We start from the raw sequence: 14,120 nt of genomic DNA on the forward strand, positions 1-14,120 counted from the left end.
ATGGGCTTTCGCCCGGTGCGGCGGTGGGGGCACCTCCCGCTCATGGGGGTCCCTCCCGCTCGAGCGAAGCCGAGAGTGGGGGAGAAGCCGAGAGCGGGGGAGCGTGCATGGCGTCGCTCGGCAGACGGGAATGTGACGACAGGGCCTAGGGGCCGTCGGTCGGTCCGCGTGTCTTGCGTATCCATCCCTCATCCGTTGAACTGACGTACCGTCAGAAAACCCCACGGGGATACGGAAGGGCGGCGTCGATGGACTCGATCTGGCTCACCGGTGGTGAATGGCTGGCCGTCCTTCGGATCGGGCTCGGGCTGTGGTGGCTGGAGAGTTGGCGGCACAAGGACAAGAAGACCTGGTTCGAGGGGGCCGGGATCGCGTGGGCGGCGGATGTGGCGGGGAAGCATCGGTGGGAGGCGGTGCGGAGTGGGTTCGATGTGGTGGTCAAGCCTCGGCCCAAGACCATGGCGTATGTCGTCGCTTACGCGGAACTCGCCCTCGGGCTCGGCCTGATCCTCGGCTTCCTGACGCCGGTCGCGCTGGTCGGCGGGCTGTTGCTCAACTTGCTCTACCTCGTGCTGATGATCCACGACTGGGCCGAGCAGGGGCAGAACTCGATGATGGCGCTCATTTCGGTGGTGGGGCTGTTCGGGATGTCCTGGCAGTCGTGGTCGGTCGACGGCGCGTTGGGGTTGTTCTGATGGGCGGCGCCGGTGGTCGTGTTGGTGGTGAGCGGTTCGATCTGCCGGAGGTCGACGGGTTCACCCGTACGTACTGGGACGCGGCCGCCGACGGGCGGCTGCTCCTGCGGCGTTGCGGGGCATGCGGGCGGGCCCATCACTATCCCCGCGAGTTCTGCCCGTACTGCTGGAGCGAGGACGTGCGGTGGGAGGAGGCCTCCGGGCGCGCCACGCTCTACACCTGGTCCGTCGTCCATCGCAACGACCTGCCGCCGTTCGGGGAACGGACGCCGTACGTCCCCGCGGTCGTCGATCTCGTCGAGGGGCCGCGGATGATGACCGAGGTCGTGGAGGGGGAGGAAGGGGCGCTGCGCGTGGGGATGGGGCTTGAGGTGGTGTTCCGGGACGCGGGGGAGTTCACGGTGCCGGTATTTCGGGCGCGGGAGTGATGGCGTACGGGTCTCAATGGCCGCGTGGCCCGTACTGATGAGCGATCCTCTGCCCACCCCCGCCCCTACTCCGACGTGCGCGGGCACGGTCTGCGGCTCTGTTCCGGGGACCCCGAGTCCGATGCGGATGTCGACGCGTGGTTCCGGGGGCGTGATGATCCGGAGTTCCGGCGGTGGAACACGCCGTGGGTGCTGGACGAGGGGCTCGACGGGGCTCGGGCCTCGTTGCGGCAGCGGGCGGAGTCCGACGCGGAGGGACGGACCGCGACCTTCCGGGTCGTGGACGAGGTGAGCGGGGTGACGCTCGGGCAGGTCGGGTTCAGCGCCGTCGAACCGTTCATGCGCAGGGCCATGGTCGGTTACTGGGTGCTGCCCGAGGCCCGAGGCCGCCGGGTCGCCACCAGGTCCCTCGCCCTCGCCGCACGCTGGGCCTTCGCCGAACTCGGCCTCCACCGCATCGAACTCGACCACGCCCTCGGCCACGACGCCTCCTGCCGTATCGCCGAGCGGTGCGGGTTCCCGGCCGAGGGGACGTTGCGCGGCGCGATGTTCGAGCAGGGGCGGCATGACGCCTTCCGGGACTGCCACCTGCATGCACGGCTGGCTACGGATCCGGAGTCGGGAGGGATTGCGTAGGAGGGGGGCGGAAAATCGCGTGCGGCGGCTGACGAGGCGTCGGTACGCTCCCCGGATGCGCGAAACGGAATATCGCGAACAGGGATACCACGACGACGGATACGCCGAGGCCGACGACCCCGACGGCTACTTCGGTGAAGCCATCGCCGCCCGCTACGACGACCCCTCCGACGAGATGTTCAGCCCCGACGCCATCGACCCGGCCGTGGAGCTGATCGCCGGTCTCGCCGAGGAACAGAGCAGCACCCGCACCCCCCGCGCCCTCGAGTTCGGCATCGGCACGGGCCGTATCGCCCTCCCCCTCGCCGGCCGGGGCGTTCCGGTGCACGGCATCGACATGTCGCGGGCCATGGTGGAGCGGCTCCGCGCCAAGCCGGGCGGCGTGGACATCGGGGTCACCATCGGGGACTTCGCCACGACCAGGGTGGACGGCGCCTTCACCGTCGCCTACCTCGTCTTCAACACGATCAACAACCTGACCACGCAGGACGCCCAGGTGGACTGCTTCCGCAACGCCGCCGCGCACCTCGTACCCGGCGGCTGCTTCGTCATCGAGGTCGGCGTGCCGGACCTGCGCAGGCTGCCGCCGGGGCAGAACGCGGTGCCGTTCCGGGTGGGGCCGACGCGGCTCGGGGTCTCGACGTTCGACGTGGCCACGCAAGGGATGCGCTCGCACCACGTGAGGGTCGTCGACGGGCGGACGGAGTACTGGTCGCTGCCGTTCCGCTACGTGTGGCCGGCCGAGCTGGACCTCATGGCCCGGCTCGCGGGGATGCGGCTGCGGGACCGCTGGGCGGACTGGAACCGGGGGCCGTTCACGAGCGAGAGCCGGAAGCACGTGTCGGTGTGGGAGAAGGTCTGAGGAGCCCTCGGTGATTGGCAGATCTGTCCCAGTGCTACGCCTCGTTTACGGGGTTTCACGGGGGCAGGACTGAGACAGATCTGCCAATTGGTGCCCGCGCCCGGCCTGCGTGGGCGCCCCCGGCACAGCCCGCCCACAGCCTCACTTCAGAAACGCTTCAGCTGCGCCCCCGAACTTGGGCGCATGACTGAGAACGCACACGCCCACAGCCACGAGCACACGCACAGCCACACCCACGGCCACCGCCCCCGCACCCCCGAGTCCCAGCGCACCCGCCGCTGGTTCATGAACAAGGCGCTGCTCACCGGCGGTGTCGCCGCGATGGCGACGATGACCGGCTGTTCCTCGTCCTCCTCCAGCACGGCGAGCTCGTCCTCGTCCTCCGCCGCCCCGAGCGGGATGCCCTCCGGGGCCCCCGGTGGCGGAGGCGGCATGGGACCGGGCGCCAGCGCGGTCAAGTACGCGGACTTCGTCGGGGTCACGACGGACGGCAAGGTCGTCGAGGACCTGTACTCGATCCATTCCACGGACGTATCGACCGACAAGATCGTCCAGAAGGCGCAGGCCTTCCTCGACGGGCTGACCAGCGCCGAGCGCAAGGCCACCGTCTTCGACATCCAGGACGACGAGTGGCTGGCCTGGAGCAACGTCGACGGCTACGAGCGCGAGGGCGCCCGTATGGGAGACCTCACCGAGAAGCAGCGCGAGCTCGGCTACGCGCTCCTCGGCGCCGCGCTCTCCGCCGACGGGCTCGCCCAGTCCCGCAACATCATGAAGCTGAACGCGTTCCTCGGTGAGTACAGCGGCGGCGGCAAGGACACCCTCACCGAGGGCGCCTACTTCTTCACCTTCATGGGGACGCCGTCCACCAGCAAGCCGTGGGGTTTCCAGTACGAGGGCCACCACCTGGCCATCAACTACTTCGTCCTCGGCGACCAGGTCGTCATGACCCCGACCTTCATGGGCTCCGAGCCGACGTCCGCCACGTACAACGGCGAGAAGATCACCACGTTCAAGAAGGAGACCACCGCCGGTCTGGCCGTCCTGCGGTCCCTCACCGACGCCCAGCGCAAGAAGGTGATCTCCGCCGAGTCGAAGGCGGGCGACAACCTGAAGGCCGGGGCCGGTCAGGACAACCTCCAGCTCGCCTACGAGGGCCTCGCCGCCGCCGACTGGACCGACGCCCAGCGCGACAAGCTCCTCGCCCTCGTCCGCGTGTACGTCGGCAACATGGCCGACGCCCACGCCGACGTGAAGATGAAGGAGGTCGAGGAGCACCTCGACGACACGTACTTCTACTGGATCGGCGAGAGCGACGACGACTCGGCCTTCTACTACCGCGTCCACAGCCCGGTCGTCCTCATCGAGTACGACGCCCAGTCCCCGCTCGCGTACGGCACCGAGGACAGCAGCGGCAGCGGTGGAGGCGGTGGCATGGGCGGGCCGGGCGGCACCCCCACCCAGCAGCACATCCACACCATCATCCGCACACCCAACGGCGGCGACTACGGCATCGACCTCCTCAAGCTCCACCTGGAGACCGATCACTGAGCGACGTTGTCGACGAGGTTCCTAGGGCCACAGCAGTTCGGCGGCCCAACCGGACTCCTCCCGGCGGTAGTTGAGCCGTACGTGCCGCCGCCGGGCGTCCCCCTGGAAGAACTCCACCTCGTCCGGCTCCACCACGTACGCCGTCCAGGAGGTCACCGGCACCTCGGGCTCGCGCTCGGCCCGGGTCCAGGCGGCCTCCGACGCCCGCTCCAACTCCTCGTAGGAGGAGAGGACTTCGCTCTGCCGCCCGGTGAGGGCGGCGGCCAGCGCACCGGTGGACCGGGCGTGCAGGTCGGCCTGCGCCACCTCCGTGGGCTCGATGACCACCCGGCCCCGCACCCGTACCTGGCGGCCCAGCACGGGCCAGTAGAAGCCGAGCGCCGCGTACGGGCGGGCCGCCAACTGTCGTCCCTTCCGGCTGCCGGCGTGCGAGGCGAAGTGCCAGCCGCGTGCGTCCACGTCGTGCAACATCACGGTACGGACGTCCGGCCGCCCCTCCCCGTCCGCCGTGGCCAGCGACATCGTGTGCGGCTCCAGCTGCCCGGCCGCCACCGCCTCCGCGAACCACCCGACGAACAGCGCCGCCGGCTCGGCGGGCGCGGCGGCCGGGTCGAAGGACGGCAACTCGGTGACCTGCGGGTCCCATACGCGCAGCGCCCGCAGGGATCGTACGAACTCGGAGGGGGAGGAGGGAGACGGGGAGGGCGTGTCGGCAGTCATGCCCCGATTGTCATCCTTCAGCTTGCCGGTCCGTCCGCCCCACCCCGATGGTCCGTACCGCGAACACCGGGTCGAGGGGCGGCACGAGCTCCCTGGTGGCGAGGGTGAGCAGCTGCGCGGGGACGTCCTCGCCGCTCCGCGGCGCGGTCATGTACGGCAGTGCGTACCCGGTGTCACACCGTGCCCAGGTCGGAGGAGACCCACCTCTCGGGGCGCATGCGGATGATGACCTGTTCGCCGTGGTTCTTCTCGGCGAAGTCGATGTAGCCGTCGACCTTCTCGGGTGGGAGGTAGCGAGCGGAGAGTTCGCGGAGGTGGTCGTGGGTGGCGGGGGTGGTGTCGATGACCGGGCCCTCGACGGAGACGTAGCGGATGGTGGGTTCGAGGCGGTCGATCAGCAGGGAGAAGCGGCCTGCGGCCTGGATCAGGTGGTTCTTGCGGGTGTCCGGGCCGGTCATGATCCAGATGTCGCCGCCGGGTGCGTACTGGTACCAGATCGGCACCGTCAGCGGGGCCCTTCCCTCCTCCGCGTCCACCGCCAGCGCGGCGACGTGCGGCTCGGCCAGAAACTTCTCGCGTTCCTCACGGGACAGTGCCATGTCGGGCTCCTCAGGGACGACTTCGGCTCCCCCTGTTTCAGCGCGCTCGTGGCTGTGCGGTATTCCGGTTCCGGAGTCGCATTTCGTCGCCCCCGCCGCCCCTACCCGTCCCTCCCCCCATCCAGGGGCTGCCGCCCCTTCGACCCCGCCATGCCTTCCAGCTCGGGGGGTTCTGGTTCGTTGGCGGGTGCGGGTGCGGGTGCGGGTGCGGGTGCGGGTGGGTTGTGGCTTGTCGCGGCCGCGCGGCGGAGCCGCAAATCGACACAGCCCCGCGCCCCTGACAGAGCTGCCCGCGCCCTTATGCCACCGGTCCGCGCCCCTGACAGAGCTGCCCGACCCCCCCCGCTCAGGCCACGGTCTACGCCGCGTCCCCGAAGTCCGCCACGACCCGGAGCTCCCCGCCCAGCGCCCTGACGTAGGCGCGTAGGGTGGCGACCTCGGTGCGATCGATCTCGCCGTGCTCGATCGCCGGGATGCGCGGAGTCGAGACGCCCGTCGAGTCCGCGATGTCCCGCTGGGTGAGGTCCTGCTCACGACGCAGCTCAGCCAGCTTGTAGGCGCGTACCTCGGCGAGGAGCCGGTCCATGTCGGCTCGCTTCTCCTCGGTCGACCGCACCGGCAGCCCGGCGGCTCGTACTCCCTTGTCTCCAGCTCGGCGGTGCAGCCATACGAGGGAAATCAGTGCAACCACTGACTCAAGGGTGCTGATCAGGCCCGATTCATCCGAACGGGTAGTCGCCCCCCGCTCACCCCCTCCCCAGCACCACCGTCCCCGAAGAGCAGAACCAGCCGCCTGTGCCGGAGGCTACTGCCAGGTGGGGGAGGGAGCCGGTGGGGGTGTGGAGCTGGTGTTGGCCGGCCTCGCCGCGTAGCTGGCGTACTGCCTCTACCAGGAGGAAGATGCCTCGCATTCCAGGGTGTTGGGCGGAGAGGCCGCCTCCGTCTGTGTTGACGGGGAGGTCGCCGGTCAGGGTCAGGCGGTTTTTCTCCACGAAGGCGCCGCCCTCGCCCTTCGCGCAGAAGCCCAGGTCCTCCAGGGTCACGAGGGTCATGTAGGTGAAGGCGTCGTAGATCTCGGCGAAGTCGATCTCGGAGGGTTGGACGCCGGCGCGTTCGAAGGCGAGGCGGCCGCTGATGGCCGCGGGGGAGGTGGTGAAGTCGGGCCATTCGGACATGGTGGTGTGGGAGACGTGCTCCCCGGTGCCGAGGATCCAGACCGGAGTCGCGGGGCGGCAGTCGCGTACGTACTCCTCGGCCGCCAGGAGCACCGCCGCGCCGCCGTCGGAGCGTATGCAGCAGTGCAGCTTGGTGAACGGGTCGGCGATCGGAGGGGAGGACAACACGTCGTCGACGGTGATCGGGGTGCGGAACATCGCTTCCGGGTTCGACGCCGCGTTCGCGCGGGCCTGGACGGCCACCGAGGCCAGCTGTTCCAGTGTCGTGCCGTACTCGTGCATGTGGCGGCGGGCCGCCATCGCGTACTTGGCGATCAGGGTGTGGCCGTAGGGGACCTCGAACTGGAGGGGGCCGCGGGCGCCGAAGGAGAGGTTGCCGGTGCGGCGGCCCGCCTTGATGTCGGCGCGGGCCGTGGAGCCGTAGACGAGGAGGACGACGTTCGCGTGGCCGGCGGCGATCGCGTCCGCCGCGTGGGCCGCCATGACCTCCCAGGTCGAGCCGCCGACGGAGGTCGAGTCCACCCAGGTCGGCCGCAGGCCCAGGTACTCGGCCACCTCCACGGGGGCCAGCGTGCCGAGGCCGGCGGAGGCGAGGCCGTCGACGGCCGTGTGCTCGAGGCCCGCGTCCGCCAGGGCTCGGCGGGCGGCCTGGGCGTGGAGGGTGTACGGGGTGGTCGCGTCGTCCACACGACCGCAGTCGGAGAGGGCCACGCCCATGATCGCGACCTTCCTGCGGCGGAGCTGCCGTGGTCCGTCGTCGTCAGTCACAGAGGCCATGCATCTGACGGTACATCAGGAATAAGGCTGTGCATCCGGGGGTGCCCGGCCTAATATGACGGGCCGTCAGATGCGAGTAAGCAGATGGGATGAGGGACCGGCTAGGGGGCCTGCCCATGGATGCCCGCTTCACCGCCGAGCAGGACGAAATTCGGCGCACAGTCAGGGAGTTGCTGCTCAAGCGGTGCGGTCCCGAGGAGGTCCGGGCGGCCGTGGGGACGGGGGACGGATACGACGCCGCGCTCTGGGCCGCCTTCGGTGAACAGCTCGGGCTGCCGGGGCTCGCCCTTCCCGAGGCGTACGGCGGTGTCGGCTGCTCCCTCACCGAACTTGCCCTGGCGGGAGAGGAGTCGGGAAGGGTGCTCGCCCCCTCTCCGCTGCTCTCCACCTCCGCCCTCGTGGCACCCCTCGTCCTCGCCCTCGGCACCGAGGTTCAGCGCGACGAGCTGCTGCCCCGCCTCGCCTCCGGTGAACTGACCGCCGCGCTCGCCGTACCGGGGCCGTCCCTCGGCGTCGCGCTGGGGCTGACCGGCGACAACCGGGGGGAGTGGGCGGGGGGCGGACGGGCCGGGGGCGTTCAGGCGCGGCGCGTCGAGGGGGGCGGGTGGCGGTTGTACGGGGAGGTCGGGCAGGTGCTCGACGGGCACAGCGCGGGGGTGCTGGTCGTTGCCGCGCACGCCGGGGGGTTCGCTCGGTCGCGGACGTTGCTGTTCGTGGTGCGGGGCTCGGCGGGGGTTCCGGGGCTGGTGCGGGTACGGCAGACGTCGATTGACGAGACGCGGTCGCAGGCTCGACTCGAACTCCGGGATGTGGAGGGGGAGTTGTTGGGACTCGACGACGGTGACGGGGGAGGTGTGGCGGAGGCGCTCGCCGGGGTGGGGGAGGGGGCCGCCGCCGTGCTGGCCGCCGAGGCCGTGGGGGCCGCCGACCGGGCGTTGGAGCGGACGGGCGCGTATGTGCGGCAGCGGGAGCAGTTCGGGCGGCCGATCGGGTCGTTCCAGGCGGTGAAGCACCGGCTCGCGGATGTGTACGTACAGGTCCAGGCGGCCCGCTCCGCGGCGTACTACGCGGCCTGGGCGGCTGCCCGCCCCGGCGAACGGGAGCGGGTCGGCGGGCTGGCGCTCGCCCAGGCCCTGGAGGCGTTGCGGGTCGCCGCCGGGGAGGGGATCCAGCTGCACGGCGGGATCGGGTTCACCTGGGAACACGAGGCCCAGCTGTACTTCAAGCGGGCGGCGGGGGACGAGCTGCTGTTCGGGCCGGTGCATCGGCTGCGTGGGCGTGCGGCCGACCTGGCGGGGGTCTTCGAGTCCGAGTCCGAGTCCGGTGATCGCGGGGAGGTGCGGGGCTGATGGCTTCGAGGGGCATGGGTGTGCGCTGGGTGCAGAAGGTGTCCTCCGCGCCGGCGTTCGCGCGGGTCGCACCGTATGTCATTCCCGCGCTCGACCGGGCGGCGCATCGGGTGACGCGGGGGCGGGTGCTGCTGAGCGCGCAGCTGCTGCCGGGGGTCGTACTGACCGCCATCGGCGCGAAGAGCGGGGTTCCGCATCGTACGCCGCTGGCCTGTATGCCCGAGGAGGGCGGTGGGAGTTGGCTCCTCGTCGGCTCCAACTTCGGGCGGACGGACCATCCCGCCTGGACCGGGAACCTGCTGGCCCACCCCGACGCCGAGATCAGCTGGAAGGGGCGGGACATCCCGGTCACGGCCCACCTCCTGGAGGGCGAGGAACGGGCGGCCGCCTGGAAGGAGTTGCTGCGCTTCTGGCCGCCGTACTCGACGTATCAGGCGCGGGTGGAGCGGGAGATACGGGTGTTCCGGATCGTACGGCGGTGATGTGCGCCGACGGCTCAACGGCTCAACGGCTCGCCTGGACGCGGCAGGCGGCACACCGCCCTGAGGGTGCCGCCTGCGTGACAGGAATCGCGTCCGGGGGCGTGCCCGGGGGGTGCGCCTCGTCGCCCCGCCCGGTTACTTCGTGGGCTTCTTGCCCGTGATGCCCAAGTGCACCAACAGGGCCAGGTTCGGCTTGAGTTCGGCCTGTTTCACGCCCCAGGACTGGAAGCCCTTCTGGTGCGAGGAGACCGAGGCGAGCATGGCGACGAGGGAACCGGCGAGGGCCGCCGGGTTCACGTCCTTGTCGACCCTGCCCTTGGACTGGAGCTCGCGGACCGTGTCCGAGAGGGAGTTGGTGACCGAGGTCAGTATCTTCATGCGGATCTTGTAGAACCGTTTGTCGCCCTCGGAGGCGCCCAGGTCCACGACCCTGAGGATCGCGTCGTTCTTCCGCCAGAACTCCAGGAAACCGTCGACGAGTTCCTGGGCGGTCTGCCAGCCGGCCTTGCCGACCCAGGAGCGGCCTTCGAGGAGGCTGGTCAACGTGGCGCCCTCGGTGGCCATTTGCTCGGCGATCTCCAGGACGGCGCCTTCGACGTCCGGGAAGTACTGGTAGAAGGTGGCGGGTGAAGTGCCCGCTTTCCGGGCGACATCGATGACTTTGACGTCCCGGTAGGGCGACGAGCTGAGCATCTCGCTGAGGCAGTCGAGCAGCTTCTGCCGAGTCGCCTGCCCTCGCCGGCCGGCCACGCGGCCGTCGACGGTACGTACTTGTCCTGTCATGCCGTCAGCTTACCGAGGGGTGATCGAAGCGCTATTCGGCCGACTGCAAATGGGGCGTACGGGCTTCACCAAGGGGTTCTTGGGGCGGGGGGTGGGGGATTTGGCGGGTTTCTTTCGCCCCCGCCGCCCCTACCCGTCCCTCCCCCACTCTCGGCTTCGCTCGAGCGGGGGGACCCCCCCTCCAGGGGCGCTGCCCCTTCGACCCCGCCAGGGGCGCTGCGCCCCCTGGACCCCCGCCAGGTTTCCGGGTCCCGCGCTCAAGTCGCGCCCCCGGCGCGGGTGTGGTGTCCGGTGCGGGTGGTTCGTGGCTGGTCGCGCCCCGCGGCGGAGCCGCACATAGACACAGCCCCGCGCCCCTTTGGGGCGCCGGAGAGCCCTCCGGCCCCCTCCAACGCGCGCACCCCCTGCACCCCCGTTAACTTGGCCCTATGGCCTCGAACGCCGCGTACGCCGAGGGTGTCCCCTGTTGGGTGGATGCCCAGCTGCCTGATGTGGAGGCGGGGAAGCGGTTCTACGGTGAGCTCTTCGGGTGGGAGTTCCGGGTGGCGCCCGGGGACGGGGCGCACGAGGTGTGGGCGTATCTCGGGGGTGACGCCGTGGCCGCCCTCGCGCCGAAGCCGGACGGGCGGATGCCCACCGTGTGGACGCTGTACTTCGCCACCCCGGACGCCTACGCGCTCGCCGCGCGGATCACCGCGGCCGGCGGCCAGATCGTCATCCCGCCCACCCCGCTCCTCGACCTCGGCACGACCGCGCTGACCACCGACGCGGAGGGCGCGGTGTTCCGGATCTGGCAGGCGGGGACGCACGCCGGCTTCGGGCGCCGGCACGAAAACGGCACGTTCGTGTGGGCCGAGTTGTACACACGGGACACCGAGGCCGCCAACTCCTTCTACGCGCATCTGTTCCACGAGGCGCTGTTCGGCCCGGACGCCCGCCCCGACTTCGGCCGCGCCGCCCTCACGGACGTGTTCCCGGCCGAGATGCCGCCGCATTTCCTCGTCCACTTCGGGACGGACGACTGCGAGGCCGCGCTCGGGGCCGTCAGCCGGCTCGGCGGGCGGGTGCAGACCGGGCCGTTCGAGACGTCGTATGGAAATGTGGCGGTCGTCACGGACAACCAGGGGGCGTCGTTCGCGCTGCTCCAGCGGCGGGCCGGAGGCGAATGGCGGGAGGTGCCGCGGGAAGCGGATCAGGCGGAGCAACGTCCGGACGAGCTGCGGCAACAAGGAGAACAAGGGAACGCACAGGGACCCGAACGGGGGCGTGAGCAAGGACGTGAACGGGGGCGTGAGGGGCGCGAGCAGGGCGATGACCAGGGGAATGGCAGGGAACGGCAGAGGAATGACCACGGGAATGATCAGGGAGTTGACCAGCGCGAGAACGCCCGCTGAGCAGTAGGGGGCGGGGTCGCGGAGCCGCCCGTCGAGGGGGGTGTGCGCCGGTGGTACGCCGGACGTCGCCGTGTCCCACCATCCGGGCTCCCGCTTCCCACGGCGCGGACGATGTGGTTTTGTCCTGAGACATCCCGATCCGCGCCCGGGTTCGCAACCTGCCCCCGGTAAAGGAAGAATCGGGGTGCGTGCCGCCATGGCGGTGCGGTGGTGAGACGCTGCACGGGGTCGCGTACACAACGTGGGTGACGCGGGCCGTACGGGGAGGTGGCAGGGCAAGTGGTGGATCAGCTGACGCAGCACGATCCGCGGCGGATCGGGCCGTTCGAGGTGCTGGGACGGCTGGGTGCCGGCGGCATGGGGCTGGTCTATCTGGCGCGCTCGGCGTCGGGTCGGCGCGTGGCGATCAAGACCGTGCGGACGGAACTGGCGGAGGACCAGCTCTTCCGGGTCCGTTTCACGCGCGAGGTCGAGGCGGCCCGCGCGGTGTCCGGTTTCTACACGGCGGCGGTGGTCGATGCCGACCCGCGCGCCGCCGTGCCGTGGCTGGCGACCGCGTATGTCCCCGCGCCCTCGCTGGAAGAGATAGTGAATGACTGCGGGCCGATGCCGGTCCAGGCGGTGCGCTGGCTGGCGGCAGGTGTCGCCGAGGCGCTCCAGTCCATTCACGGCGCCGGGCTCGTCCACCGGGACCTCAAGCCCTCCAACGTCCTCGTCGTCGAGGACGGGCCCCGGGTGATCGACTTCGGTATCGCCTCCGGCGTGTCGAACACCCGTTTGACGATGACGAACGTCGCCGTCGGTACGCCCGCGTACATGTCGCCCGAGCAGGCGAAGGACTCGCGGAGTGTGACCGGCGCCAGCGACGTCTTCTCGCTCGGGTCGATGCTCGTGTTCGCCGCCACCGGGCACGCGCCGTTCCACGGGGCCAACCCCGTCGAGACCGTCTTCATGCTGCTCCGCGAGGGCCCCGACCTCTCCGGCCTCCCGGACGACCTCCGCCCGCTCATCGAGTCCTGTATGCAGATGGACCCGACCGGCAGGCCCAACCCCGCCGACCTCCAGGCCCAGCTCGCCCCCCACCTCTTCGGCTCCGGTTCGGACGACAGCGGTACGGCGTCGGCGTGGCTGCCCGAGAAGGCGGTGGCCCTGATCGAGACCCGCCGGGGCGGACGCCCGGCGCCCAAGCCGCACCAGACCTCCGGTAGCCGTGGCGGAGGCGGGGGGCGCCCGTCCGCCCCCGTACCGCCGCCCCCGCCCTCGTACGACCCCGCGCCCGTGCCCCCCGTGTCCGTCGGCGGGCCCGACGCCGGGCCGGTGCGGCTGGCCGGCGCCCAGGTGCCCATCGGGCCCGGACCCCGGGTCGCCGACGCCCGCGCGGCCGCCGTGAAGGCGCCCCCTCCCGAGGCGGGCCTCGCCGCGTCCTGGTCCCGGCCGCGCGCCGGCGTGAACGGCGCCGACCCCGCGCCCTCCGTGACCACCGCCCCGCCTGCCCCGGCCGCCCCCGAGCCGACCGCCCCCTCCGGCTGGCGCCCCTGGCGGTTCCGTATGTCGAACGACGTCTGGGGCACGCCCTCCGTCGCCGACGACCTCGTCTACGTCACCTCCTTCGAGGTGCACGCCCTGGACGTGGCGACCGGCCGACGCCGCTTCAAGACCCGGGACGTCGCCTGGTCGATGGCGGTCGCGGACGGCCGTATCCACGCCTCCGACGGCCCCACCCTCTTCGCGCTCGACGCACGCGAGGGCAACGACCTGTGGCGGCTGTCGACGGACGCCTGGGTGTACTCGCTCAAGGCCGACCGGGGCACCGTCGTCACCGCGACCCGGGGCGGCGGCGTACAGGGCTGGGAGGCCTCCAACGGGCAGAAGCTCTGGGAGCTCACCGGCGCCCAGACCGACTTCGAGACCCCTGAGGCCGGGCCCGTCGTGGCCGACGGCACGGTGTACGTCTGGAAGGACGCCCGGCTGCGCGCCCTGGAGGCCCGTACGGGCGACGAGCGCTGGTCGTACCCCATCGGCGACGCCGCGTCCTGCGGCGGAGTGCCGGTACGGCTGACTCCGGCGGCGGACGGGTACGTGTACGTCTCCGCCGGGAGCCGGGTCCTCGCCATCGACGTGGCGAGCGGCCACGTCCGCTGGCACTTCGAGGCGCCGGCGGTGTTCTTGTCCGCGCCGACGTTCGCGCCGGGGCCGGCGGTGACGGGTGGCGGGGTCTATTTGGCCGACTACCTCGGTACGGTCTACGCCCTCGACGCGACGGACGGCCGCGACAGGTGGCGCATCGCGACGGAGTCGCGCTCCTCCCTGGAGCCGGTGCTCGTCGCCGCCGGCCACGTCCACGTCGGCAGCGGCAAGGGCCTCTACACCCTCGACGCGGTCACCGGGACGCCGAAGTGGCGCTTCCAGGCGGGCGGCGAGATCGTGGGGGCGCCCTCGGTGGCGGAGGGCCGCATCCACTTCGGCTCCACGGACCACCTCCTGTACACACTGAAGTCCGACGACGGCCGGTTGCGCTGGAAGCTGGCCACGGGCGGCGAGATCACCGGCTCCCCGGTCGTCAAGGACGGCGTCGTGTACGCGTGCAGCAAGGACCGCTGCGTGTACGCCCTGGACGCGGAGAAGGGGACGGGGACGGCCCGGACGTCGTGACCTGGCGCCCTACCTGT

Annotated in this window: 15 protein-coding genes; 9 read left to right on the plus strand and 6 right to left on the minus strand. The window is 71.2% G+C overall.

From position 1 onward, the window contains the following. Positions 1-248 precede the first annotated feature (248 nt). From F3T56_RS12365 to F3T56_RS12385, 5 genes are all read left to right on the plus strand, one after another. Entirely contained in the window at positions 249-695 is a 447-nt protein-coding gene (locus F3T56_RS12365) for a DoxX family membrane protein (RefSeq protein WP_149825031.1), read from the plus strand. Beyond that, the gene (locus F3T56_RS12370; RefSeq protein WP_149825034.1) at positions 695-1,123 is read left to right on the plus strand and encodes a Zn-ribbon domain-containing OB-fold protein; all 429 of its coding nucleotides are present in this window, start codon (positions 695-697) and stop codon (positions 1,121-1,123) included. Before F3T56_RS12365 ends, F3T56_RS12370 begins: the two co-directional genes overlap by 1 nt. 24 nt (positions 1,124-1,147) lie before the next feature. Further along, the gene (locus F3T56_RS12375) at positions 1,148-1,759 is read left to right on the plus strand and encodes a GNAT family N-acetyltransferase (RefSeq protein ID WP_149825036.1); all 612 of its coding nucleotides are present in this window, start codon (positions 1,148-1,150) and stop codon (positions 1,757-1,759) included. Between the two features lie 55 nt (positions 1,760-1,814). Beyond that, a complete protein-coding gene (locus tag F3T56_RS12380) occupies positions 1,815-2,621 on the plus strand; it encodes a class I SAM-dependent DNA methyltransferase (RefSeq protein WP_149825038.1) in 807 nt (268 codons plus the stop codon). A 183-nt stretch (positions 2,622-2,804) separates the two neighbouring features. Beyond that, positions 2,805-4,172 carry a DUF3500 domain-containing protein gene (locus F3T56_RS12385; RefSeq protein WP_246203585.1) on the plus strand — a complete coding sequence of 456 codons (1,368 nt, stop codon included), beginning with the start codon at positions 2,805-2,807 and terminating at the stop codon, positions 4,170-4,172. Between the two features lie 21 nt (positions 4,173-4,193). On the opposite strand, the gene F3T56_RS12390 is transcribed toward F3T56_RS12385, so the two are convergent. The 5 genes from F3T56_RS12390 to F3T56_RS12405 form a co-directional block, all read right to left on the minus strand. Next, positions 4,194-4,892: a pyridoxine/pyridoxamine 5'-phosphate oxidase gene (locus F3T56_RS12390; protein WP_149825040.1), complete on the minus strand. Its 699-nt coding sequence runs from the start codon at positions 4,890-4,892 to the stop codon at positions 4,194-4,196. Between the two features lie 10 nt (positions 4,893-4,902). Next, positions 4,903-5,043, minus strand: a complete 141-nt coding sequence (locus F3T56_RS46120; protein WP_172638910.1) for a hypothetical protein — start codon at positions 5,041-5,043, stop codon at positions 4,903-4,905. A gap of 22 nt (positions 5,044-5,065) precedes the next feature. Continuing rightward, positions 5,066-5,491, minus strand: coding sequence for a pyridoxamine 5'-phosphate oxidase family protein (locus F3T56_RS12395; protein WP_149825042.1), 426 nt, complete (start codon positions 5,489-5,491; stop codon positions 5,066-5,068). A 358-nt stretch (positions 5,492-5,849) separates the two neighbouring features. Further along, complete coding sequence (locus F3T56_RS12400) at positions 5,850-6,173, minus strand: XRE family transcriptional regulator (RefSeq protein WP_425473568.1); 324 nt, start codon at positions 6,171-6,173, stop codon at positions 5,850-5,852. A 64-nt stretch (positions 6,174-6,237) separates the two neighbouring features. After that, a complete protein-coding gene (locus F3T56_RS12405; RefSeq protein WP_149825044.1) occupies positions 6,238-7,443 on the minus strand; it encodes a thiolase C-terminal domain-containing protein in 1,206 nt (401 codons plus the stop codon). A gap of 116 nt (positions 7,444-7,559) precedes the next feature. Between F3T56_RS12405 and F3T56_RS12410 the strand changes: the two genes are divergently transcribed. Together F3T56_RS12410 and F3T56_RS12415 are read left to right on the plus strand one after the other, a co-directional pair. Next, positions 7,560-8,792, plus strand: a complete 1,233-nt coding sequence (locus tag F3T56_RS12410) for an acyl-CoA dehydrogenase family protein (protein WP_149825045.1) — start codon at positions 7,560-7,562, stop codon at positions 8,790-8,792. Then, positions 8,792-9,274 (plus strand): nitroreductase/quinone reductase family protein, encoded by a 483-nt coding sequence (locus F3T56_RS12415; protein WP_149825047.1) that lies wholly within the window; start codon positions 8,792-8,794, stop codon positions 9,272-9,274. Before F3T56_RS12410 ends, F3T56_RS12415 begins: the two co-directional genes overlap by 1 nt. A gap of 135 nt (positions 9,275-9,409) precedes the next feature. Here F3T56_RS12415 and F3T56_RS12420 read toward each other — a convergent pair whose 3' ends face one another. Next, positions 9,410-10,057 (minus strand): TetR/AcrR family transcriptional regulator, encoded by a 648-nt coding sequence (locus F3T56_RS12420; RefSeq protein WP_149825049.1) that lies wholly within the window; start codon positions 10,055-10,057, stop codon positions 9,410-9,412. Between the two features lie 428 nt (positions 10,058-10,485). Between F3T56_RS12420 and kbpA the strand changes: the two genes are divergently transcribed. After that, the gene (gene kbpA / locus F3T56_RS12425) at positions 10,486-11,451 is read left to right on the plus strand and encodes an AfsK-binding protein KbpA (protein ID WP_246203587.1); all 966 of its coding nucleotides are present in this window, start codon (positions 10,486-10,488) and stop codon (positions 11,449-11,451) included. A 279-nt stretch (positions 11,452-11,730) separates the two neighbouring features. Then, entirely contained in the window at positions 11,731-14,103 is a 2,373-nt protein-coding gene (gene afsK, locus F3T56_RS12430) for a protein serine/threonine kinase AfsK (RefSeq protein ID WP_149825051.1), read from the plus strand. Positions 14,104-14,120: the final 17 nt, after the last annotated feature.

The sequence above is a fragment of the Streptomyces tailanensis genome (genome assembly GCF_008386495.1).
In the GTDB taxonomy this organism is placed as follows: Bacteria; Actinomycetota; Actinomycetes; order Streptomycetales; family Streptomycetaceae; genus Streptomyces; species Streptomyces tailanensis.

Coding starts and splice junctions, on each gene's coding strand:
- F3T56_RS12405 (WP_149825044.1), bottom strand. CDS start 7,443: ATGGCCTCTGTGACTGACGACGACGGACCACGGCAGCTCCGCCGCAGG.
- F3T56_RS12415 (WP_149825047.1), top strand. CDS start 8,792: ATGGCTTCGAGGGGCATGGGTGTGCGCTGGGTGCAGAAGGTGTCCTCC.
- F3T56_RS12380 (WP_149825038.1), top strand. CDS start 1,815: ATGCGCGAAACGGAATATCGCGAACAGGGATACCACGACGACGGATAC.
- F3T56_RS12420 (WP_149825049.1), bottom strand. CDS start 10,057: ATGACAGGACAAGTACGTACCGTCGACGGCCGCGTGGCCGGCCGGCGA.
- F3T56_RS12395 (WP_149825042.1), bottom strand. CDS start 5,491: ATGGCACTGTCCCGTGAGGAACGCGAGAAGTTTCTGGCCGAGCCGCAC.
- F3T56_RS12370 (WP_149825034.1), top strand. CDS start 695: ATGGGCGGCGCCGGTGGTCGTGTTGGTGGTGAGCGGTTCGATCTGCCG.
- kbpA (WP_246203587.1), top strand. CDS start 10,486: ATGGCCTCGAACGCCGCGTACGCCGAGGGTGTCCCCTGTTGGGTGGAT.
- F3T56_RS12385 (WP_246203585.1), top strand. CDS start 2,805: ATGACTGAGAACGCACACGCCCACAGCCACGAGCACACGCACAGCCAC.
- F3T56_RS46120 (WP_172638910.1), bottom strand. CDS start 5,043: ATGACCGCGCCGCGGAGCGGCGAGGACGTCCCCGCGCAGCTGCTCACC.
- F3T56_RS12410 (WP_149825045.1), top strand. CDS start 7,560: ATGGATGCCCGCTTCACCGCCGAGCAGGACGAAATTCGGCGCACAGTC.
- F3T56_RS12365 (WP_149825031.1), top strand. CDS start 249: ATGGACTCGATCTGGCTCACCGGTGGTGAATGGCTGGCCGTCCTTCGG.
- F3T56_RS12390 (WP_149825040.1), bottom strand. CDS start 4,892: ATGACTGCCGACACGCCCTCCCCGTCTCCCTCCTCCCCCTCCGAGTTC.